Source organism: Streptomyces yerevanensis, assembly GCF_000716805.1.
In the GTDB taxonomy this organism is placed as follows: domain Bacteria; phylum Actinomycetota; class Actinomycetes; order Streptomycetales; family Streptomycetaceae; genus Streptomyces; species Streptomyces flaveus.
Map to the genome: position 1 here is coordinate 326,076 of NZ_JNWJ01000002.1, position 21,140 is coordinate 347,215.

Below are 21,140 nucleotides of genomic sequence, written 5' to 3' on the forward strand. Positions count from 1 at the left end.
CACCGCCTGCGCGCGCACTTAAGCGCTCACGGGATCCCCCTCCGCCCCGGGCACCGCCTCCTCGGCCTCTTCCGGCGACAGGTCGCCGAGGTAGGCCGCCCGCACCGCCGGATCGGCGCGCACCTCGTCCGGGGTGCCGACGCTGATCCGGCGGCCGAAGTCGAGGACGACGACCTGATCGCAGACGCTCATGACCATGTCGACGTCGTGCTCGACGAGCAGTACGCCCATGCCCCAGTCCTCGGCGAGTCGCCGTACCAGTCGGGCCAGTTCGCGGGTCTCGTCGTCCGAGAGCCCGGCCGCCGGCTCGTCGAGCAGGAGGACGGACGGTGAGGTCGCCACCGCGCGGGCGATGGCCAGCAGCCGGCGTTCGCCGTACGAGAGGTCGCCCACCGAACGGTCCAGGCTGCTCTCAAGGCCGAACTCCCGTACCGCGACGAGTACTTGGGCGGGCAGGGGACGGCTTCCTGGACGTATCAGGTCCTTGAGATACGTCCATGGACCGGGCCGGTCGCAGGCGGCGTACAGGTTGTCCAGGACGGTCATGTCCTCGAAGAGTTCCAGTGACTGGAAGGACCGGCTCAGGCCCGCGCGGGCGCGCAGATGCACGGCGGTGCCGGTCAGGTCCCGGTCGCCGAGGCGGACGCTGCCGGAGGCGGGCCGGGTGAAGCCGGTGACCGCGTCGATGGCGGAGGTCTTGCCCGCGCCGTTCGGGCCGATGAGGCCGGTGACCCGGCCGGGCTCGATGGCGAAGGAGAGGTCGTCTACGGCGACGACACCGCCGTAGCGCACGGTGAGGTTGGTGACGTGGAGTGGGAGGGGTGCCGCACGGTGGGCGTCCGGCGCGGCCACGGGAGTGGGGGCGGGGGCAGGCGCCCGGTCGATGGAGCGTCGCCGGGGCAGCCTTCGCTCGACTGCCGCCGCCTGCTTGCCGAGCCCCTGACCGATCCCGTCCTGGTTGCCCACCAGGGTGAGCAGCAGAATGATCCCGCCGATCAGTGGCATCCACTCGCTCAGTCCCGGCACCACCAGATCCCCGAAGCGGGCGCCGACCGTGCCCGCGGCGAACGTGGCGCCGAACAGCGGGCCCACGAGGAAGCCGACCCCGCCGATGACGGCAAGCCCGAGCGCGGTGATGGAGTCGAAGGCCGCGAAGTCCGTGAAGACCACCGAGGTCGAGCGGAAGCCGGTGAGCACGCCCGCGAGTGCGGCGATCGCCGCGGACACCCCGAACGCGTACAGCTTCGTGGCGCGTACGCCGATGCCGAGTGCGGCGGCGGCCCGCTCGTTGGCGCGGACCGCGATCAGCCGGCGGCCGGTCCGGCTGCGCCGGATGTTGGCCACCACCAGTGCGGCTCCGATGAAGAGGAGCAGCACCAGGGCCGCGTACCGCTGCGGATGGTCGACGCCGGAGATGTCGATGCCGAACAGCGTCTGCTTGCCCACCGCGATGCCGTCGCTGCCGGGGGTGGTGGCCAGGTCGGTGTTCTGAAAGACCATCACCTCCAGCGTGGTGCCGAGGCCGAGAGTGATGATCGCGAGGTTGACTCCGCGCGTGCGGACCGCAGGCAGAGCGAACAGCAGGCCGATCGGTACGGTCCCCAACACGCCTGCCAGCAGGGCGAGTTCGAAGGGCCAGCCCCAGTCGGCGACCGCGTGCCCCGCGATGAAGGCGCCGGTTCCGGCGAGTGCGTACGCCGCGAGGGAGACCTGTCCCGCGTAACCGGTGACCACCACGATCGACAGGATGATCAGGGAGAGCACCAGGGTGTTGGTGATCGCGTCGGCCCACTGCGGCGTGGACAGTGCCACCAGCAGCAGGGCGACCGCGACGGTGACGGCCAGTGCCACCGGCCGTACGCGTCCGGTGCCGAGCGCCGGCAGCCGGTCCAGGAACGTGCCGCGCAGCGGCAGTGCCCGGCCGCGGGCCACCAGCACCAGAGCGATGACGAGGAACGGCACCGACGCCGCGAGGCCCGTGATGTCCGTGCCGAAGCGGGTCAGTTCGGACTGCACGATGCCGATGACGAGGCCGCCCGCCAGGGTGACGGGGAACGAGGAGAACCTGCCGACCAGGGCGGCGGCCAGCGCGCTCAGCAGGAGCGTGGTCAGGCCGTTCACGGACAGGCCGATGACCGGCACGATCAGGATGCCGGTGAGACCCGCGAGTGCCGAGCCGAGCCCCCAGTTGGCGGCGGCGATCAGGTCCGCGGACCAGCCGAGTGAGGAGGCGGCGCTCTGGTTCTCGGCGACCGCCGTGGTGCCGAGCCCGAACATGCTGTGTTTGTAGAGGAGATGGAGCGCGACGGTGATGGCGATCGCGATCCCGAGCAGCCAGACCCGGTCCTCGGACACCGTCGCCCCGGCCACTTCCAGCAGGTCGGACGGCAGTTTGCCGGGCACGAGCTGCACGCTGTCGCCGTACCGTTTGACGGCCGCGGCGGTGAGCACGATGAACACGGCCAGGGTGCCCACCAGCCGGGCCAGTGAGGATGCCCGGCGCAGCGGGCGCATCACCAGCAGATGGGTGAGCACCCCCAGCAGCCCGGCCACCAGGACGCCGCAGCCGACGGCGGTCCAGTAGGGCACGCCGTGCTGCACGGCGAGTTCCCATTGCACATAGGCGCCGGCCATCCCGATCGCGCCGTGCGCGAAGTTCAGGACGCCGGAGCCTCGGTAGATCAGCACGATGCCTTGGGCGGTGAGCGCGTAGAGCGCACCGAGCCCGAGGCCCAGGAGCGCGAAGCGCAGGATGTCGTCCACCAGATGAACCTCCAGGGCTTCATGAGTAGCGAACGCCGGGAGGCGCGGCAAGACCGTACAGCACATTTATTTAAATAATTCTGGCAAGAGTACTTCTCTAACCAAAGGCCGCGCCCCATGCTGGTCCCCTCTTCACCGTCGCCCGTCCGGGGCGCGAGCTTTCGCGGAGGAACCATGAACGACTCACGCCGGCGCAGAAGTACCGCAGCGAGCTGTCTCGCGATGACCGGAGCCCTGCTCATCGCGGGCTGCGGGGGTGGCGAGGAGGAGGAGCCCGCAGGCAGCGCGGCCGCGTCCGCCCTGACCGGCACACCGGTCAAGGTGATGGTCTGGGCACCGGAGAACACCCAGGGCAGCGCGCAGCCCGGCGTCCGGATCACGGCCCAGGCGTACGAGAAGTGGATCAACGCGAACGGCGGCATCAAGGGCGGCCCGCTCAAGGTCATCACCTGCAACGAGAAGAACGACCCCGACGAGGCCGAGAACTGCGCCCAGCAGGCGGTCAGCGAAAAGGTGGTCGCGGTGGTCGGCTCGTACAGCCTCGCCGGGGACCGCTACATGCCGATCCTGGAGAAGGCCGGCATCCCCTACATCGGCGGGACCGGAGTGTCGGCCGCGGAGTTCTCCAACCCGCTGTCCTTCCCGGTCAACGGCGGCACCCCCGTGGTCTTCGCCGCGCACGGCCGTCAGCTGGTGGAGGCGGGCTGCAAGAAGATCTCCGGTGTGCGCTACGACGTCGCCGCCGCCGCGATCGTCACGCAGTTCCTCGGCCTCGGAGTGGTCTCCGCCGGAGGGAAGCCGCCCAAGGACCTGAAGGTGCCGGTCACCGCCACCGACCTCGCCCCGCAGGTGGCCGAGGCGACCAGGGACAGCGACTGCGTGAGCGTCATCCTGGGCACGCACTCGGACCTGTTCGTGAAGGCGTATCTGCAGTCCGGCGCCAAGACCGAGCTCGGCAGCGTCGTCGGCAACCTCACCCCCGAGCTGGCCGAGACCACCGGCGGCAGCGGCAGCCCGCTGGACGGCTCCGCCGTCACCGGCTACTACCCGCCGGTCTCCGACCCCGCCTGGAAGGACGCCGTGGCGGCCATCGACGGCAAGGACGTCGACCTCTCCAACGGGGCCAACGCGACGACCTGGGTGGCGTTCAAGGTCTTCAGCGAGGCCGCCGCGAAGCTGCCGGAGATCACCTCCAAGGCCCTGGTGAACGAGCTCAACACCGCGAAGGGCATCGACACCGGTGGCCTGACCCCGCCGCTGACCTGGACGTCCGCGACCGCCCTGCCCATGAAGGGCATGAACCGCATCCACAACACCACCGCCACCGAACTGGTGCTGAAAGACGGCAAGATCGAGTGGGCCGAGTCCGGCTCGGACTTCGTCGACGTACGGAAAGCGCTGACCGCGTCGGCCGGCTGAACAAGGTCGGTCAGTCCGCAAAAGTGGCAACTACGGAAGGAGAAGTCCTGTGTCCACCAGCGCACCCGACCGCCCCGGCGCCGCAGCCGAAGCGCCCGCGGAGCCCCTGATCGCGACCCGCGGACTGTCCGCCGGGTACGGCACCCAGCCCGTCGTACGCGACCTCGACATCGAGGTGCGCCCCGGCGAGGTCGTCGCGCTGCTCGGCCCCAACGGTGCGGGCAAGACGACGACGTTGCGGGTGCTGGCGGGTGATCTGGCGCCGATGAGCGGCGAGGTGCGCTGGCTGGGCGGCGTGGGCCGGGCGCCGCTGCACCGCCGGGCCCGGCAGGGCCTCGCGTACGTCGGTGAGCGCGCGGTCTTCACCCGGCTCGACGTGGCCGAGAACCTGCGGGTCGGCCGGGTGGAGGCGGCCCGCGCCCTGGAGCTGTTCCCCGAACTGGAGAAACGGCTCAGGACCGGCGCGGGCATGCTCTCCGGCGGCGAGCAGCAGATGCTCTCGCTGGCGCGCGCCCTGTGCCGGTCGCCCCGGCTGCTCCTCGCCGACGAACTGTCGCTCGGGCTCGCCCCGTTGGTGGTCGAGCGGCTGCTGCGCGCGGTGCGCGAAGCAGCCGACCGGGGCCTGGGGGCGCTGCTGGTCGAGCAGCACGTACGCAAGGTGCTGGACATCGCGGACCGGGTGTACGTGCTGCGCCGGGGCCGCATCGAGATGACCGGCACCCCGCGAGAGCTGCGCGAGAACCTGGACGCCGTCGAGTCCTCCTACCTAGCCCGGCCGGGGACCGCGGCGCCCATGTGAACGTCACGGGATCCTTCAGCCGTTCCGTCTCCCTCAGGACAGGCTGTCTCCTTCAGGACAGGCAGCCGACGTGTGCGAGGGCCTGCCTGAGGAGGACTCCCTGCCCGCCCGGCATCTCGCTCAGGACCAGTGCCTCCGATGCTTCCTGCGGGCTGAACCAGACCAGGTCCAGAGCGTCCTGGCGGGGACGGCAGTCGCCGGTCACCGGGACGATGTAGGCGAGGGCGACCGCGTGCTGGCGGGGGTCGTGGAACGGCGTGAACCCCTGCGTCGGGAAGTACTCGGCGACGGTGAAGGGCTGAAGGGAGGCCGGCACATGGGGCAGCGCCATCGGGCCGAGGTCCTTCTCCAGGTGGCGCAGGAGGGCGTCCCGGACGCGTTCGTGGTGCAGTACGCGGCCGGAGACGAGGGTACGGCTGACCGTTCCGTCCGGCCCGATGCGCAGCAGGAGCCCGATGCTGGTGACCTCGCCGCTGTCGTCGACTCTCACGGGTACGGCCTCGACGTACAGGATCGGCATGTGGGCGCGCGCGTACTCGAGCTCGTCGGGACTCAGCCAGCCGGGCGTGGTTTCGGTCATGTCAGACATTCGCTGATCATACTTTCCGCCACTCGGCTCGCGCTCCCGCACGCCTCAGCTTCCGCTCCCGCACAGCTCGGCGAAGCGTCTCACGTCGATGTTGCCGCCGGAGATGATCACGCCGACGCGGGACGGGAGCCGCTCGACGCGACCGGCCAGCAGGGCGGCCAGGCCGGTGGCGCCGCTGGGCTCGACGATGATCTTCAGCCGCTCGAAGGCGAACCGCATCGCGTCGCGGATCTCGTCGTCGGTGACCAGGAAGATGTCGTCGATCAGGCGCTGGTTGACGGAGAACGTCAGCTCGCCGGGGATGTCCGCCGCCTGCCCGTCGGCGATCGTGCGCGGCACCGGGATGGAGACGCGCCGGCCGGCCTCGAGGGAACGCTTGGTGTCGTCTCCGGCCTCCGGCTCGATGCCGATCATCCGGATCCCGCTGTGCAGGCCCTTGGCCGCGGTGGCGCTGCCGGCCATCAGCCCGCCCCCGCCCACCGGCGTGACCAGGGCGTCCAACTCCCCGGCCTCCTCGACCAGTTCGAGGGCCGCGGTGCCCTGTCCGGCGATCACCTGCGGATGCTCGTACGGCGGGATGAGCGCAAGGCCGCGGTCGGCGGCGAGGGCCTCGCCGATGGCCTCACGGTTACCGGTGTAGCGGTCGTACGTGACGATCTCCGCGCCGTAACCGGCGGTGGCGTCCATCTTCGACTGAGGCGTGTCCTCAGGCATGAGGATCACCGCGGTGGTGCCCAGCTCCCGTGCGGCGAGGGCGACGGCCTGGGCGTGGTTGCCGGAGGAATAGGCGGCGATGCCCTTGGCCAGTTGCTCCGGCGACAGGCGGGAGGCGGTGTTGTAGGCGCCGCGGAACTTGAACGCGCCGATGCGCTGGAAGTTCTCGCACTTCAAGAAGACCTGGGCGCCGACGAGGGCGTCCAGGGTGCGGGAACGCAGTACGGGGGTGCGGTGGGCCACGCCCTTGATCTGTGCGGCGGCGTCGCGGACGTCGTCGAGGGTGACCGGGGGAGTGTGCGTCATGGCTGGGCTCCTTCGGGGGGTGTGGCGCCGGGCTCGGTGCCGTCCGTCGTGGACGCGTCGCTCGGTGGTGTGCGGGATGTCGCCCTGGCGTCGGACAGGTAGTTGTAGGCGGAGGCGCGGGAGATGCCGAGCCGGGCGGCGACCTGCTCGACCGCGCGGCGTACGGCGAAGACACCGCGTTCGTCCAGGCTGCGGAACAACTCGAGACGCTGGGCGCGGTCGAGCTCGGACCAGGTCTTGTTCTGCCGCAGCTGATGGCTGTCGACGATGGCGTCCACCACGGAACCGATGTCGTTGCCGAACGTCGTGGTCGGCACGTCGGCCGGTCCGGTGGCGACCCCCGCGATCTCGCCGATCAGGGCGTGGGCCTGGTTGACGGCGGTGATGTCGAGATTGACGCACAGGGCGCCGAACACCGTGCCGGTGGAGTCGCGCAGGACCATCGTCGACGACTTGACGATCTTCCCCGTCCGGGTGCGGGTGAGGTAGTTCAGCTCGTCGCTCGCCTCGTCGCCGCGGGCGAGGATGCCCATCCCGATCTCGCTCATCGACCCACCGACCCCGCGCCCGGTGACTGAGCCCGCGATGGCTACCACGGATTTCTCCGGCCGCCGGAAGTCGTGCACGACCACCTCGCAGAACGAGCCGAGTGTCGCTGCGATGCCGTCGATGACGGGGGTGAGCGCGGCGATGATCGCGTCCTGCTCGTCGGTGTCGGTCGACATCGCGTGCTCCAGGGGCTGGATTACCGGGTCTGGACAATTGGTCCAGTACCTAGACTACATGTCTAGACAGATTCCGTGCAGCGCTCACCCAGCCGTCCCCGTATGTGTGCGGCTCGGCGAGACAGCGGCGTCAGCCCGGGCGTGGCGGCGGGGCGAGACGGCGATGGGTGCACTGCTTTCGTCGAAAATTTCGCGGCAGGGAATGCGGCAACCCTTTGGCCCGGAGCGGCAACTGCCTTGCGGCAATGCACGACTTCATGTCACCAGGGCGGTTGAGGAAAATGGAAGCGAAGCAGCAGAGGGCGCGGCACCGTAGGCGCAAGGTCGGGCTGTCGATCGGCATCCCGGTGGCGGTGGCCGCGGCGGCAGGCATGGCGTACGGCACGGATCTGGGCGTGTTCGGCGAGGACGCGCAGCGCAGCGCCTCGGCGGCGACCCCGGCCCCGGCGTGGGCCGATGACGTCGCCGACGGCTTCGCGTCGGTCAACTCGCAGGGACAGAACGGCACTTACGGCGGCCGTGACGGCAAGACCGTCACCGTGAAGACTCTTGCCGATCTGGAGAAGTACGCGACGGCCAAGGAGCCGTACGTCATTGTCGTGGCCGGCACGATCAACATGGACCCCAAGGGCAAGGAGATCAAGGTCGCCTCGGACAAGACGATCGTGGGCTCGGGCACCTCCGGGCAGATCGTCGGCGGCGGCTTCTTCCTGGGCCAGGGCGTGCACAACGTCATCATCCGCAACCTGACGATCCGGGACTCGTACGCCGGTGAGTGGAACGACAAGGACCATGACTTCGACGCCATCCAGATGGACGGCGCGCACCACGTCTGGATCGACCACAACGATCTGCGGCACATGGCCGACGGCCTGATCGACAGCCGCAAGGACACCACCAACGTGACGGTGTCCTGGAACAAGCTGAGCGACAACAACAAGACCTTCGGCATCGGCTGGACCGAGAACACGACCGCCGACCTCACGATCCACCACAACTGGTTCCGCGAGACCGAGCAGCGCAACCCGTCCACCGACAACGTGGCCCACGCGCACCTCTACAACAACTATCTGCAGGACGTGCCGAACACGGACATCACCACGTCCTACGGCAACTACGCGCGCGGCAAGACGAAGATGGTGCTGGAGAACAGCGTCTTCGAGGGGCTCAAGAACCCCGTCACCAAGGACAGCACCGCGGCGGTGGTCCAGCGCGGCAACGTCTTCTCCGGCACCAGCGGCCGTAACGAGAGCGGTGGCACGGCCTTCGACCCGAAGAGCTTCTACAAGTACACCCTCGACAAGGCGGCCGACGTCCCGGCGCTGCTCAAGTCCGGTGCGGGGCCACGGACTTCGATCGGCACGGCGGCGAGTGCGGGTACGAGTACGAAGGCGAGCGCCGCCGACACCACGCTCACCGTCGCCAAGGACGGCAGCGGGCAGTTCACGAGCGTCCAGGCCGCCGTCAACGCCGTACCGGCGAACAACACTTCACGGGTGGTCATCTCCATCAAGCCCGGCACCTACCGCGAGCTGGTCAAGGTCCCGCGCGACAAGCCGTATGTGACCTTCCAGGGCACGGGAGCCAGCCGCAAGGACACCGTGATCGTCTTCAACAACGCCTCGGGGACGCCGAAGCCTGACGGTTCGGGAAACTACGGCACCAGCGGAAGCGCGACCGTCGCCGTCGAGGCCGATGACTTCCAGGCCCGTAACCTCACCATCGACAACGACTTCGACGAGGCGAAGAACCAGAGCCTGAACGGACACCAGGCCGTCGCCCTGCGCACCGCCGCCGACAAGGTCGTACTCGACAGCATCATCGTCACCGGCGACCAGGACACGCTGCTGCTGGACACGCAGTCCAAGGACAAGCTCGGCCGGGTCTACGTCAACAACTCCTACATCGTCGGGAACGTCGACTTCATCTTCGGCCGGGCCAGCGCGGTGATCAACAAGTCTGTGATCACGCTGAAGAAGCGGTGGAACGGCGACTCGGCGGGGTACGTCACAGCGCCCAGCACGGCCGCGGGCCGCAAGGGCATCCTGATCGCCAACAGCACCGTCAACGGCGATGTGTCCGCGTCCAGCTTCCACCTGGGACGCCCCTGGCACGCGGGCGGTGACGCCGCTCTCGACCCGCAGACCACGGTCCGTAACACGTCCCTGAGCAGCGCGATCAAGTCCGCTCCGTGGACCGACATGAGTGGCTTCTCGTGGAAGGACGACCGGTTCGCCGAGTACAAGAACACCGGTCCCGGCTCCGGTTCCGCGAGTGGCGACCGGCCCCAGCTGACCGATGCCCAGGCCGCCGACCAGGAGATCGGCGACTGGCTGGGCGACTGGAAGCCGAGCGCGTCGTAGGACAGCTTTCACGGTTTTCGGCCAGGCCCTCCGCTCGGTTCGATCCCGCTGTTCAATAGGAACTGTTCAGTGAGAACGAACGATGCCGTGAGAGGAGCCGTCCGTGTCCCCAGTGGTCGTGCCGCCCGTCGGTGCGCGCATCCGGCAGGCGCGCACCGCGCGGGGCATGAGCCTGCGCGGTCTGGCGCGGGAGATCGGTGTGTCCGCGAGCTTGATCTCGCAGATCGAGACCGGGAAGAGCCAGCCGTCGGTCAGCACGCTGTACGCGATCACCACCGCGCTCTCCATCCCCGTCGAGTCGCTCTTCGACGGCTATGACGGCATCGACGGGGAGGAGGCCGCGCCGGTGCCGGCTCCCGCCTCGCCCGTCGCCGGTCCGCCCGGCACCGTCCTGCACGCGCTCGCCGCCTTCGCCGCCGACCCGGGCCACCGGATCGGGCCGCTGGTCAGGGCCGAGGAGCGGGAGGTGCTTGAGCTCGACTCGGGCGTCGTATGGGAGCGGCTGGGGCATGTCCCGGGCGCGGACGTCGACTTCCTGCTGGTGACCTACCGGCCCGGCGGCGCATCCTCCGGCTCGGGCGGGCTGATGCGGCACCCGGGCACGGAGTACGGCTATCTGACCTCCGGCGAGCTGGTGCTCACCCTCGGCTTCGAGGAGTACACGCTCCGGCCCGGCGACGCGGTGTCCTTCGAGTCGACGACACCCCACCGCTATCGCAACGACGGGGACGAACCGGCCGTCGGCGTCTGGTTCGTGTTCAGTATGCCTTGACACTTGCCTTGACACCCCCGCCGGACGGTCGTTCACTCGAAGGGGAGGTTCGCCATGGCGATCCGCACTTTCGGCCCCAACGCCGTCGACTGGGAAGAGCGCGTCGACCTCGACCGGCTGCGCAAGGAGCGCCTTGCCCGGCTGAACGCCGCGCTGAACCGTTCCGAGTTGGGCGCCTTGCTCAGTTTCGACTTCTCCAACATCCGCTATATGTCGTCCACTCACATCGGCACCTGGGCCATGGACAAGCTGATCCGTTTCGCGCTGCTCGTCCGCGGCGGCGAACCGGTCGTCTGGGACTTCGGCTCCGCAGCCCGCCACCACCAGCTCTACAACCCCTGGCTCGACTACAGCGACGGCAAGGGCGGACCGCCCACCGGCGCCCGCGCCGGCATCTCCACCCTTCGCGGCGCCTTCCATCCCGACGCCGGGATCGCCGAGGACGTCGCCGCCAAGATCGCCCAGGTGCTGCGCGAACACGGCCTGGCGGGCGAGCCGTTGGGCGTCGACCTGGCCGAGATGCCCGTACTGCACGCCCTCAAGGAGGAAGGCATCGACGTCGTCGACGGCCAGCAGGTCTTCCTGGAGGCCCGCCGCATCAAGACCGGCGACGAGATCTCCCTGCTCACCCAGGCCTGCTCGATGGTCGACGCGGCGTACGAGGAGCTGTACGGCTATCTGCGCCCCGGCGTGCGCGAGAACGAATGCGTCGGACTCGTCAGCAAGGTCCTCTACGACCTGGGCAGCGAGTACGTCGAAGGCGTCAACGCCATCTCGGGAGAGCGCTGTTCACCCCACCCGCACGTCTACAGCGACCGCCTGATCCGCCCCGGCGACCCCGCCTTCTTCGACATCCTGCACAGCCACCTCGGCTACCGCACCTGCTACTACCGCACGTTCGCCGTCGGCAGCGCATCCGCCGCACAGCGCGACGCGTACGTCCGCTGCCGCGCCTACATGGACGAGGCCATCGCCCTGGTCCGGCCGGGCGCCACGACCGCCGACATCGTCCAGGTCTGGCCGCGCGCCGAGGAGTTCGGCTTCCCCGACGAGACGGCCGCATTCGCCCTGCAGTACGGGCACGGGGTGGGCCTGTCGATCTGGGAGAAGCCCATCTTCAGCCGGCTCGTCTCGCTCGACCACCCCGAAGTCCTCGAAGAGGGCATGGTGTTCGCGCTGGAGACGTACTGGCCTGCCGCCGACGGCTGGTCGGCGGCGCGGATCGAGGAGGAGGTCGTCGTCACCGCCGACGGGTGCGAGGTGATCACCAAGTTCCCGGCGGAGGAACTCCTTGTCGCGGGCCGCAAGTACTGGACGGTCGGCGGCGCCCTCAACACCCGGCGCGAGGCCCAGTCCCACCTCAACACCCCCGAGGGCAGGGGCGAGTCATGACCGCCGCGGCATCGACGAATGCGGGTCAACTCCTCGCGCTCTACGAGCAGATGGCCGTGATCCGGCGTACGGAGAAGGCCGCCCACGACCTGTTCATGGCCGGCCTCGTCAAGGGCACCACCCACCTCGCCTCCGGTCACGAGGCGATCGCGGTCGGCGCGAGCGCGGCCCTGCGGGACGACGACTACGTGTTCGCGACCTACCGCGGCCACCACCACGCACTGGCCCGCGGCGCCACCCCCGAGGAATGCCTCGCCGAACTGATGAGCCGCGCCACCGGCCTCTGCAAGGCCAAGGGCGGCTCGATGCACCTCACCAAGGCGTCGCACAACATGCTCGGCTCGTACGCCATCGTCGGCGCCCATCTGCCCATGGCGGTGGGCGCCGCCTGGTCGGCCCGGCTGCGCGGCAGCGGACAGATCGCCGTGGCGTTCTTCGGCGACGGCGCGACCAACATCGGCGCCTTCCACGAGGCGCTGAACCTGGCCGCCGTATGGAAACTGCCCGTGCTCTTCGTCTGCGAGAACAACCTCTACATGGAGTACACGCCGATCGCCGACGTCACCGCGGTGGCGAACCCCGCGGCGGACCGTGCGCCCGCGTACGGCATCCCCGGCGAGATCGTCGACGGCAACGACGTGGTCCTCGTCCAGGAGGCGGTGGGACGACTGGCGGACCGGGCCCGTGCGGGAGACGGGCCCAGCCTGCTGGAGGCACAGACCTACCGGCACTTCGGCCACAGCCGCACCGACCCGGCCACCTACCGGCCGGCCGAGGAGGTCGAGCGCTGGCTGAAGCACGACCCGCTGGACCTCGCCCGTGGGCGGCTCGCCGAACTGGGCGTGCCGGAGGAAGCGGTCACCGAAGCCGACGCTCGCGCAACCGGCCTCGTACAGCAGGCAGTCGATGCCGCGAAGCAGGCGCCCGCGGCCGATCCGCGGGAGGCGCTCACCGACGTATGGGCCGACGGAGGTGCGGCGTGGCGGACGTGATCACCTACCGCGAGGCGGTCGCCGATGGCATCGCGCGTGAGATGCGGCGCGATCCCGCGGTCGTCTGCCTGGGGGAGGACATCGGCGCGGCGGGCGGGGTGTTCAAGACGACCGTCGGGCTGCACAAGGAGTTCGGATCCGAGCGGGTGTGGGACACACCGATCTCCGAACAGGCCATCGTCGGGGCGGCGATGGGCGCCGCGATGACCGGGATGCGGCCCGTCGCGGAGATCATGTTCTCCGATTTCCTGGCCTGTTGCTGGGACTACCTCGCCAACGAGATACCCAAGGTGCGGTACATGACGGGCGGTCAGGTCACGGTGCCGCTCGTCGTCCGCACGGCCAACGGCGGCGGTCTCGGCTTCGGCGCCCAGCACTCCCAGGCCACCGAGAACTGGGCGTTCACCGTCCCCGGACTGAAGATCGCGGCACCCGCCACGCCCGCCGACGTGATCGGCATGATGGCCGCCGCCATCCGCAGCGACGACCCGGTGGTCTTCTTCGAGCACAAGGGACTGTTCGCGACCAAGGGGCCGCCCGCGCCACCGGACCACATCGTCGAGCTCGGGCAGGCCGCCGTCGTACGCGAAGGCGCCGACGTCACGCTCGTCGCCCTCGCCTCGATGGTGCCCGTGGCGCTGACGGCCGCCGAACGGCTGGCCGAGGAGGACATCGACGCCGAGGTGATCGACCTGCGCTGCCTGGTGCCGCTGGACACGCGGACGGTGCTCGGTTCCCTTGCGAAGACCTCGCGGCTCGTGACCGTCGAGGAGAACCCCTACCAGGGCGGATGGGGCGGCACCCTCGTATCGGTCGTCGCCGACGAGGGATTCGGCCTCCTCGACGCGCCCGTACGCCGGATCGCGGCCGAGTGCGTGCCGCTGCCCTTCGCGGACGCGCTCGAAGAGCAGGTCATCCCCACCGTCGACAAGGTCGTGACGGCGGTCCGGCGGCTCGCCGCGTACTGAACACACCAAGGGAGGAAGGCCGATGACCAGTCGGATGCTTCTGCGCTCGGGCCACGTGATCTCGATGGACCCCGGCATCGGGGACCTGCCCGAGGGCGATGTACTGATCGAGGACGGGAAGATCACGGCGGTCGAGCCGCGGATAGACGCCGAAGTCGACGCCGAAGTCCTCGACATGACCGGCCGCATCGTCGTGCCGGGCTTTGTCGACACCCACCGCCACACCTGGGAGGCGCCCATCCGCGGCTGCGCGCCCAATGCCACGCTCGACGACTACTTCGTCGAAGTCCTCGACACCTTCGCACCCGTCTACGGTCCCGAGGACGTGTACGCGGGCAACCTCGCGGGCTCCCTCGAGTGCCTGAATGCAGGGATCACCACGCTCGTCGACTGGTCGCACATCAACAACTCACCCGAGCATCCCGACGCAGCCGTGCGGGCGCTGGGCGAGACCGGGATCCGCGCCCAGTACGCGTACGGCAGCGCCAACACCTCGCTCGCCGACTACTGGTTCGACAGCAAGATCGCCATACCGGCCGACGACGTACGACGGATGAGGGAGCGTCACTTCGCCTCGGACGACGGCCTGTTGACCATGGCGCTCGCCACTCGCGGCCCGGGATTCTGCATCAACGACGTCGTCGAGGCCGAGTGGCGCCTCGCACGCGAGCTGGACATCCCGATCACCGTGCACGTCGGCATGGGCCGGCTGGCCGGCCGCTTCGGGATGGTCAAGCAGCTGCACGACCTCGGGCTGCTCGGCTCCGACACCACCTACATCCACTGCTGTTACTTCAGCGAGGAGGAGTGGCGGATGGTCGCCGACAGCGGCGGTACGGTCTCCATCGCGCCGCAGGTGGAGCAGCAGATGGGGCACGGCTGGCCGCCCGTGATGAAGGCGATCGAGTACGGGCTGCGGCCGAGCCTGAGCATCGACGTGGTCACCACCGTGCCCGGCGACATGTTCACCCAGATCCGCGCGGCCTTCGGCGGCGAGCGTGCCCGGGTCAACGCCGAGTGCTGGCAGGCCGACACACCCGTCCCCGCAACTATGCTGACCGCACGTCAGATGCTGGAGATCGCCACCGTCAACGGCGCACATGTCGCGGGACTCGAGCACCGCACCGGCTCACTGACCCCCGGCAAACGCGCCGACATCGTCGCCATCGACGCCACGGCCCTCAACATCGCGCCCCTCATCGACCCGGTCGCCGCGGTGACCCTGTGCGCGGACGTGTCCAACGTCGACACGGTCATCGTCGACGGCACGGTCCGCAAGCGCGACGGCAAGCTGCTCGCCGACACCGCGCGGGCGCGGCGCCTGGTCGAGGAGTCCCGTGACCGGCTGGTGGCGGCGGTCGCGGCCCGGAAGAAGCAGCAGGCGTGAGGCAGTCCGGACACAGGGCGCGCAGGAAGGGGCGGGCATGACCCACTTCGCCGTACGGCGGGCGGCGGACGCCACATTCGTCGCCCCGACCCAACTGCCGTACAGCAGCAGCGGGTTCAGACGACGGACGGTCGTCGACGAGGCGGACGGCGCCGTGCACAGCGGCTTCGGCATCTGCGAACTGGCGCCGGACGGAGCGATCGGCGCCCACGTGAACGCGTACGAGGAGTCCTTCCACGTGCTGTCGGGCACGGTGATCCTCGACGTACCCGAGGGCTCGTACCTGCTGGAGGAAGGCGACTACGGACTCCTGCCGACGGGCGTGCCGCACGCCTGGCGCGGCGCCGGGGACACCGTCGCGCGCTGGGCGGACATGCTCGCGCCGGTCCCGCGAGCCCGCTACGGCTACGACACCCAGGCGGTGCCCGCGCTGCCGGCCCGCGAGCCGGTCCGTATCGACGTACGCGACCCGCGCACCCGCTCGTTCGGCCACTTCGAGGCCGCCCAGATGGACCCCGGCAAGCAGTCCCAGGACCTCCTGGCCGTGTCGGCGAGCATGCGGACCGCGCTGCTCGTCTACAGCGGCATCACCGTGAAGATGATGGTGGACAGCGACCTGGGCGCGGTCGCCTCCACGATGTTCATGGTGCAGTACGCGCCCGACGGCGTCGCCGGCAGCCACGACCACCCCTTCGAGGAGACGTATCTGATCGTCGAGGGCACCGTGGACGCCACCTTCGACGGCGAACGCCACCGGCTCGGCGTGGGTGACGCGGCCTGGGCGGGCGCCGGTTGCGTGCACAGCTTCGCCAACGCCGGTACGGGACCGGTGCGTTGGCTGGAGACACAGGCGCCGCAGCCGCCGTCGCGGCACTCCTACCGGTTCACCAGGGACTGGGACTACCTGCGGGAGACGTTGGGAGAGAAACCATGAGCAGCGTGGTCGTCATCGGCGGTACGTCCGGGATCGGCCGGGAGTTCGCCCGGCACCGCGCGGAGAGCGGCGACGAGGTCGTACTCACCGGGCGCGACGCCGGCCGGGCCGCCACCGCCGCCAAGGAGACCGGCGCGGCCCGCGGCCTCGCCCTCGACCTGTCCCGGCCGCACGAGATCGCCGGGGCGCTGAGCGATGTCGGGTGGGTCGACCACCTGGTCCTCGTCGGGATCTCCCGCGACCACAACAGCGTCACCGAGTACGACATCGACGCGGCCACCCGCCTGGTCACGCTCAAGCTCGTCGGCTACACGGAGGTCGTGCACACGCTGCGGCCGAGGCTCCACGACGACAGTGCCATCGTGCTGTTCGGCGGACAGGCCAAGGAGCGCCCCTACCCGGGCGCGACCACGGTGGCCACCATCAACGCGGGCGTCACCGGCCTCGTGCGCACCCTCGCCACCGAGCTCGCCCCGATCCGCGTCAACGCCGTGCACCCGGGCGTCGTCGGCGACAGCCCCTTCTGGTCGGGCAAGCCGCTCGACGCCCTGGTCGAGAGGACGCCGACGGGCCGACTGGCCACCATGGGGGACGTGGTGGACGCCGTGGACTTCCTCCTCCGTAACCGCTCGGTCAACGGGGTCGACCTGAGCGTGGACGGCGGGTGGCTGCTGCGATGACGGCGCGCGTGGCGGTCGTCAGGAGGGGCTGAGCTCAGCGAATTCTTGCGAGGAGCGCCGGAGCTTCAACCCCGGGAGGAATCGCATCCTCGTGGCTGCGGCGCGGGGACCGATGGGGTGCCGCCCTCGCTCCGACTCAGGTCGCTGGATTCCGGTGGCTCTGGTCACCATGCGTTGATGACCGGCGCGTTGGGTTCGTGCTGCCGCCAGGCCTCGTTGAGGCGCGCGAGCCGGTTCGCGGCGGCGACGCCGCGCAGGGACGCGACTTTGCCGTCGCTGACCTCGAACGCCACGGCGCCCACGACCCGGTCGTCGACCACGGCGAGTACGGCCGGGGAGCCGTTGACCAGCGCGATATGCATCGCGGGCGAGCCGCCGGCCAGCCGCCGCTTCGCCGGAGTGGGCTTGAAGCCGGCCCGTACGTAGGAGGCGACCCGCTCGCGCGTCTTGTACCGCAACAGCCGCTTGGCCAGTCCGGCGCCGTCCGAGACCATCGTCACGTCGTCGGTGAGCAGCGCCACCAGCCGTTCGGTGCGCCCCGACGTGGCGGCGGCGAGGAACTCCTCGACGACCCGGCGCGCGGACGCGGGGTCCACCTCGTCGCCGCCGCGGCGCTCGGCGGCGACCCGGCGTCGGGCCCGGTGGACATGCTGCTGGCTCGCGGACTCGGTGATGTCGAGGATCCCGGCGATCTCGGCGTGGGGGTACGAGAAGGCCTCGCGCAGGACGTAAGCGGCCCGCTCGACCGGCGAAAGGCGCTCCATGAGGGTCAGTACGGCCAAGGACACCGATTCGCGCTGCTCGAAGGTGTCGGCAGGGCCGAGCATCGGGTCGCCCTCGAGGAGTGGCTCGGGCAGCCAGTCTCCGACAGCTCGCTCGTGGCGCGCCTGCGCCGAGCGGAGCCGGTCGAGGCAGAGATTGGTGACGACCTTGGTCAGCCACGCCTCCGGCACCTCGATACGTTCCCGGTCCGCGGCCTGCCAGCGCAGGAACGCGTCCTGCACGGCGTCCTCGGCGTCGGCGGCCGAGCCGAGCAGACGGTACGCGAGCGAGGCCAGCCGGCCCCGGCTGGCCTCGAATCGATCGATGGCGACGCTGTCCATGCGGAACAGCCTATGCGGCGACCCTCACACCGGACCGGTCAGACGCGGTGGCCAGGCGGCGCTTGCGCTTCGGCATGCCGAAGGTCGGGTGGGCGATGCCCCACCCGGCCGTCTTGAGCACGCCCGACTTGAGCCGCGCGGCAGCCTTGCCGCCCAGGTACCAGGACTTCGACCGGACGTCCCCGTCCACCATCTGGAAGATCGCGTCCCGCCGCCCGAGGCTGATGTGGTTGCCGTGGTACTTCAGTCCGGTGGTCGGGACCTCGCTGCCCGTCAGGCGCGCGATGATCGCGGCGGTCGCCTGCATGTTGGTGTAGCCGGCCGAGGCGCAGGACATCGGCAGCGGCCGGCCGTTCTCGCCGATCGCGTAGGCGCAGTCACCGGCGGCGTAGACGTCCGGGTGCGAGACCGAGCGCATGGTGCGGTCGACGACGATCTGGCCGGTCTCGGCGACCTCCAGGCCGCTGGCGGCCGCGATGGGGTGCACGGCGAACCCGGCCGACCACACGGTCACGTCGGCCGGGATGGACGTACCGTCGGCGGCGATCGCCCGTGTCGGCTCGACGGCTTCGATGCCGGTGTGCTCGTGGACGGTGACGCCGAGCCGGTCGAAGGCCAGGCGCAGGTGACGGCGGGCCTTCGGGGAGAGCCAGGCGCCCAGCTCGCCGCGGGCGGCGAGCGCGACCGAGAGGTCGGGCCGGGACTCGGCGAACTCGGTGGCGGTCTCGATGCCGGTCAGCCCCTCACCGACGACCAGCACGGTGCCGCCCTCGCCCAGGCCGGCCAGGCGCTCGCGCAGACGCAGCGCCGAGGACCGGCCGGTCACATCGAAGGCGTACTCGGCCACGCCGGGGACGCCATGGTGGGCGACGGAGCTGCCGAGCGCGTAGAGAAGTGTGTCGTACGCGAGCTCGCCGTCGCCGTCCTCGCCGGTCACGGCAACGGTCCTGTGCTCGGGGTCGACGCCGGTGACGCGCGCCAGGCGCAGTCGTACCCCGGTGCCCGCGAATATGTCGGCGAGCTTGCGGAACGCGAGGTCCTGGCCGATCGCGAGCTGGTGGAGCCGCATCCGCTCGACGAAGTCGGGCACGGCGTTGACGACGGTGATCTCGGTGTCGGCGGGGGAGAGCCGGCGGGCCAGGTTTCCGGCGGCGAAGGCCCCGGCGTATCCGGCCCCGAGTACGACGATGCGGTGCTTCATGGCGATGCTCCTGTCTCGTTGGCGTGCCCCTTGAACGAGACGGCGCCCCGATTGCTGACAGGAGCTGGGTGTGACGCGGGTCACCAAACCAGGGCGAGCGGCTGAGCCCGTTGCCCACCCGGCCTTCGAGGCCTTCAGTCCTTGTCCTCCGCGCGTTCCTCCGCGCGCCGCAGAACGTCCTCCACGATCTTCTTGTCGAGCGCGGCCCGCACCAACGCGGCTGCCAGCACGGCCGGTTCGGTGTGACCGGCGAGCTTCACCAGATGGTCCGGCTTCTTGGGCAGCCCGAGCCGCTCCGCGCCCTGGAGCGCCTTCGCGTCGAGCCAGGGCGCGGCCTCGGGCCAGACCAGCTGCACCTCCCGCAGGAAGATGTCCACGCCGGCCGGTCCGAGAGCAGGTATTTCCCGCAGCAGAGAACGCAGTTGGTCGAGATCGCCGTCCGCCTCGTCGCGCATACGCCGCAGATCGCCGCCCCAACGGTCCAGCAGCAGCTCGGCGCCTTCACCGAGCATCGTCGCCGTGCGCTCGTCGTAGCGCCGATAGCCGCCCTCGCCCAGCGCGTCGACCCGCTGCTGCCAGCTCGCGTCGGCCATCCGGCGCGGATCGCGCATCCCCGCCTCGTACAGGGCGCGGGTGGCCGCGAGGGCGACGGAACCGCGGATCCGCGCGCTGAGGAGACAGGCCATGACCAGGGTGCGGTACAGCGGCTGCGGTGTGTTCCGCAGCTTGATGCCCGCCTCTTCGGCGAACGTACGGCCGTGTTCGGCGACCAGCGTCTCGATGATCCGGCTGTCCCGGCCGGCCATGACTACGGCCTGAGCGGGTCGTGGCCGAGCGTCATCAGCCGGTGACGGCGCTCGGTCTGCTGGGCAGTGGGTTCCTGGGCCGTGGGCTCCTGCGCAGGCTCCGTCTGGGCCTCGACCGTGTCCACGACCTCGTACATCACGCCGATGTCGTCCTCGGTGAGGTCCGTACGGCGCTTCTGGAGGATCGCCAGGACATGCTGACCGGTGGGCGAACCCGCGTGCTCCGGCAGCGGTTCGGTCTCCTCGTCGGCGTCACTGACCTTCAGCCAGGCGGCCAGTTCCTGCGAGGTCATGTTCACCACGCGGTGGAACTCGTCCCACAGCGCCTCGAGTTCGAGAGCGTCGGCCATGACGTACTCCCTCCGTTCCGGCGCCCTCCGCTCTGGCGCCTTGCGGTTGTCAGTCGCGGGGCCAGTTCTCGGCCTGGAACATCCAGCGGTGCTTCTCGAGTTCGGCCGTGAGCGAGATCAACAGGTCCTGGGTGACGCGATCGGCTTCGTCGGTCGCGTTGATCCGCTCGCGGAGCTGCCCGATGGTCGTGTCCAGGGACTCGATGAGCAGGCCGACGACCTCGGTGTCCTGCACCCAGCCTTCCTTCGGGCTCTGGTGGGCGCAGGTCGCGGCGATGGTCTCGGGCCGGCCGTCCGGCGGGATGCCGAGTGCCGCGGCGCGTTCGGCCACGGTGTCGGCGTACGAACGTGCCGTGGCGACGACCTCGTCGAGCTGGAAGTGAATCGTGCGGAATCGTGGGCCCACGATGTTCCAGTGGACCTGTTTGCCGATGAGTGACAGCCCCAGCAGGTCCACCAGGGTGCCCTGCAGGGCATCCGCGACCACCTGACGTGCGGGGTCGGGAAGGGTGCTCTTCACCACAGTCATGACGCGCCTTTCCTTGTGGTTTCGCGGCTTCTGATTTCGCGGATTGTGGCTTCGGGGTTCATGGTTTCGGGGCTTGTGGCCTGACGTCGGACAAGTCGAAGCAGCGCCGCGCGTTCCTCCTCACAGGTTCCGCCCCACACACCCGAGGTCTGTCCGGTGTCGAGCGCCCAGACGAGGCACTGGTAGGACACCGGGCAGCGGGCACAAACTTCCTTGGCGGCCTCGACATCCTGCAGGGCCGGGCCGGTCGTGCCCACGGGGAAGAACAGTTCCGGGTCCTCATCCGCGCAGGCTGCACTGCGCAACCACTCCATGCGGGCGCGAGTATCCAAGGCGGATCAACGGAAA

Annotated in this window: 20 protein-coding genes; 10 read left to right on the forward strand and 10 right to left on the reverse strand. The window is 70.0% G+C overall.

What is annotated here, in order from left to right; all coding sequences use genetic code 11:
* Window positions 1–18: 18 nt before the first annotated feature.
* Complete coding sequence (locus OP79_RS03420; RefSeq protein WP_051744375.1) at window positions 19–2,763, reverse strand: ABC transporter permease subunit; 2,745 nt, start codon at window positions 2,761–2,763, stop codon at window positions 19–21.
* A gap of 174 nt (window positions 2,764–2,937) precedes the next feature.
* Here OP79_RS03420 and OP79_RS03425 point away from each other — a divergent pair, with 174 nt between their 5' ends.
* Window positions 2,938–4,182: an ABC transporter substrate-binding protein gene (locus OP79_RS03425; protein ID WP_033318346.1), complete on the forward strand. Its 1,245-nt coding sequence runs from the start codon at window positions 2,938–2,940 to the stop codon at window positions 4,180–4,182.
* Window positions 4,183–4,231: 49 nt separating this feature from the next.
* The gene (locus tag OP79_RS03430; protein WP_051744376.1) at window positions 4,232–4,981 is read left to right on the forward strand and encodes an ABC transporter ATP-binding protein; all 750 of its coding nucleotides are present in this window, start codon (window positions 4,232–4,234) and stop codon (window positions 4,979–4,981) included.
* Between the two features lie 52 nt (window positions 4,982–5,033).
* On the opposite strand, the gene OP79_RS03435 is transcribed toward OP79_RS03430, so the two are convergent.
* The 3 genes from OP79_RS03435 to OP79_RS03445 are packed head-to-tail and all read right to left on the reverse strand — an operon-like array spanning window position 5,034 to window position 7,315.
* On the reverse strand, window positions 5,034–5,561 hold the full coding sequence (locus OP79_RS03435) for an NUDIX hydrolase family protein (protein ID WP_033318347.1): 528 nt from the start codon (window positions 5,559–5,561) through the stop codon (window positions 5,034–5,036).
* A gap of 54 nt (window positions 5,562–5,615) precedes the next feature.
* Window positions 5,616–6,590 carry a threo-3-hydroxy-L-aspartate ammonia-lyase gene (locus tag OP79_RS03440; RefSeq protein ID WP_033318348.1) on the reverse strand — a complete coding sequence of 325 codons (975 nt, stop codon included), beginning with the start codon at window positions 6,588–6,590 and terminating at the stop codon, window positions 5,616–5,618.
* Window positions 6,587–7,315: a helix-turn-helix transcriptional regulator gene (locus tag OP79_RS03445; RefSeq protein ID WP_033318349.1), complete on the reverse strand. Its 729-nt coding sequence runs from the start codon at window positions 7,313–7,315 to the stop codon at window positions 6,587–6,589. The genes OP79_RS03440 and OP79_RS03445 overlap by 4 nt, the downstream gene beginning before the upstream one ends.
* 281 nt (window positions 7,316–7,596) lie before the next feature.
* On the opposite strand from OP79_RS03445, the gene OP79_RS03450 reads away from it, so the two are divergent.
* From OP79_RS03450 to OP79_RS03485, 8 genes are all read left to right on the forward strand, one after another.
* The gene (locus tag OP79_RS03450) at window positions 7,597–9,678 is read left to right on the forward strand and encodes a pectinesterase family protein (protein WP_033318350.1); all 2,082 of its coding nucleotides are present in this window, start codon (window positions 7,597–7,599) and stop codon (window positions 9,676–9,678) included.
* Window positions 9,679–9,781: 103 nt separating this feature from the next.
* Window positions 9,782–10,450 carry a helix-turn-helix domain-containing protein gene (locus OP79_RS03455; protein ID WP_033318351.1) on the forward strand — a complete coding sequence of 223 codons (669 nt, stop codon included), beginning with the start codon at window positions 9,782–9,784 and terminating at the stop codon, window positions 10,448–10,450.
* Window positions 10,451–10,504: 54 nt separating this feature from the next.
* Complete coding sequence (locus OP79_RS03460) at window positions 10,505–11,842, forward strand: M24 family metallopeptidase (protein WP_033318352.1); 1,338 nt, start codon at window positions 10,505–10,507, stop codon at window positions 11,840–11,842.
* Window positions 11,839–12,834 carry a thiamine pyrophosphate-dependent dehydrogenase E1 component subunit alpha gene (locus OP79_RS03465; protein ID WP_033318353.1) on the forward strand — a complete coding sequence of 332 codons (996 nt, stop codon included), beginning with the start codon at window positions 11,839–11,841 and terminating at the stop codon, window positions 12,832–12,834. Before OP79_RS03460 ends, OP79_RS03465 begins: the two co-directional genes overlap by 4 nt.
* Entirely contained in the window at window positions 12,822–13,802 is a 981-nt protein-coding gene (locus tag OP79_RS03470) for an alpha-ketoacid dehydrogenase subunit beta (protein WP_033318354.1), read from the forward strand. The genes OP79_RS03465 and OP79_RS03470 overlap by 13 nt, the downstream gene beginning before the upstream one ends.
* 22 nt (window positions 13,803–13,824) lie before the next feature.
* Window positions 13,825–15,189, forward strand: a complete 1,365-nt coding sequence (locus OP79_RS03475; protein WP_033318355.1) for an amidohydrolase family protein — start codon at window positions 13,825–13,827, stop codon at window positions 15,187–15,189.
* A 37-nt stretch (window positions 15,190–15,226) separates the two neighbouring features.
* Entirely contained in the window at window positions 15,227–16,123 is an 897-nt protein-coding gene (locus tag OP79_RS03480) for a cupin domain-containing protein (protein ID WP_033318356.1), read from the forward strand.
* Window positions 16,120–16,803: an SDR family oxidoreductase gene (locus OP79_RS03485; RefSeq protein WP_033318357.1), complete on the forward strand. Its 684-nt coding sequence runs from the start codon at window positions 16,120–16,122 to the stop codon at window positions 16,801–16,803. The genes OP79_RS03480 and OP79_RS03485 overlap by 4 nt, the downstream gene beginning before the upstream one ends.
* Window positions 16,804–16,967: 164 nt before the next feature.
* Here the strand turns inward: OP79_RS03485 and OP79_RS03490 are convergent, their stop codons facing one another.
* From OP79_RS03490 to OP79_RS51310, 6 genes are all read right to left on the reverse strand, one after another.
* Window positions 16,968–17,906, reverse strand: coding sequence for a sigma-70 family RNA polymerase sigma factor (locus tag OP79_RS03490; protein WP_033318358.1), 939 nt, complete (start codon window positions 17,904–17,906; stop codon window positions 16,968–16,970).
* Window positions 17,907–17,916: 10 nt separating this feature from the next.
* Complete coding sequence (locus tag OP79_RS03495) at window positions 17,917–19,107, reverse strand: NAD(P)/FAD-dependent oxidoreductase (protein WP_033318359.1); 1,191 nt, start codon at window positions 19,105–19,107, stop codon at window positions 17,917–17,919.
* A 134-nt stretch (window positions 19,108–19,241) separates the two neighbouring features.
* A complete protein-coding gene (locus OP79_RS03500) occupies window positions 19,242–19,913 on the reverse strand; it encodes an endonuclease (protein ID WP_033318360.1) in 672 nt (223 codons plus the stop codon).
* Between the two features lie 2 nt (window positions 19,914–19,915).
* Window positions 19,916–20,263 carry a DUF3140 domain-containing protein gene (locus OP79_RS03505; protein WP_033318361.1) on the reverse strand — a complete coding sequence of 116 codons (348 nt, stop codon included), beginning with the start codon at window positions 20,261–20,263 and terminating at the stop codon, window positions 19,916–19,918.
* 49 nt (window positions 20,264–20,312) lie between these two features.
* Window positions 20,313–20,792: a Dps family protein gene (locus OP79_RS03510; protein WP_033318362.1), complete on the reverse strand. Its 480-nt coding sequence runs from the start codon at window positions 20,790–20,792 to the stop codon at window positions 20,313–20,315.
* A complete protein-coding gene (locus tag OP79_RS51310) occupies window positions 20,789–21,106 on the reverse strand; it encodes a WhiB family transcriptional regulator (RefSeq protein ID WP_078491584.1) in 318 nt (105 codons plus the stop codon). Before OP79_RS51310 ends, OP79_RS03510 begins: the two co-directional genes overlap by 4 nt.
* Window positions 21,107–21,140: the final 34 nt, after the last annotated feature.

Coding starts and splice junctions, on each gene's coding strand:
- OP79_RS03445 (WP_033318349.1), bottom strand. CDS start 7,315: ATGTCGACCGACACCGACGAGCAGGACGCGATCATCGCCGCGCTCACC.
- OP79_RS03435 (WP_033318347.1), bottom strand. CDS start 5,561: ATGACCGAAACCACGCCCGGCTGGCTGAGTCCCGACGAGCTCGAGTAC.
- OP79_RS03480 (WP_033318356.1), top strand. CDS start 15,227: ATGACCCACTTCGCCGTACGGCGGGCGGCGGACGCCACATTCGTCGCC.
- OP79_RS03500 (WP_033318360.1), bottom strand. CDS start 19,913: ATGGCCGGCCGGGACAGCCGGATCATCGAGACGCTGGTCGCCGAACAC.
- OP79_RS03460 (WP_033318352.1), top strand. CDS start 10,505: ATGGCGATCCGCACTTTCGGCCCCAACGCCGTCGACTGGGAAGAGCGC.
- OP79_RS03475 (WP_033318355.1), top strand. CDS start 13,825: ATGACCAGTCGGATGCTTCTGCGCTCGGGCCACGTGATCTCGATGGAC.
- OP79_RS03485 (WP_033318357.1), top strand. CDS start 16,120: ATGAGCAGCGTGGTCGTCATCGGCGGTACGTCCGGGATCGGCCGGGAG.
- OP79_RS51310 (WP_078491584.1), bottom strand. CDS start 21,106: ATGGAGTGGTTGCGCAGTGCAGCCTGCGCGGATGAGGACCCGGAACTG.
- OP79_RS03465 (WP_033318353.1), top strand. CDS start 11,839: ATGACCGCCGCGGCATCGACGAATGCGGGTCAACTCCTCGCGCTCTAC.
- OP79_RS03425 (WP_033318346.1), top strand. CDS start 2,938: ATGAACGACTCACGCCGGCGCAGAAGTACCGCAGCGAGCTGTCTCGCG.
- OP79_RS03440 (WP_033318348.1), bottom strand. CDS start 6,590: ATGACGCACACTCCCCCGGTCACCCTCGACGACGTCCGCGACGCCGCC.
- OP79_RS03490 (WP_033318358.1), bottom strand. CDS start 17,906: ATGGACAGCGTCGCCATCGATCGATTCGAGGCCAGCCGGGGCCGGCTG.
- OP79_RS03495 (WP_033318359.1), bottom strand. CDS start 19,107: ATGAAGCACCGCATCGTCGTACTCGGGGCCGGATACGCCGGGGCCTTC.
- OP79_RS03505 (WP_033318361.1), bottom strand. CDS start 20,263: ATGGCCGACGCTCTCGAACTCGAGGCGCTGTGGGACGAGTTCCACCGC.
- OP79_RS03450 (WP_033318350.1), top strand. CDS start 7,597: ATGGAAGCGAAGCAGCAGAGGGCGCGGCACCGTAGGCGCAAGGTCGGG.
- OP79_RS03510 (WP_033318362.1), bottom strand. CDS start 20,792: ATGACTGTGGTGAAGAGCACCCTTCCCGACCCCGCACGTCAGGTGGTC.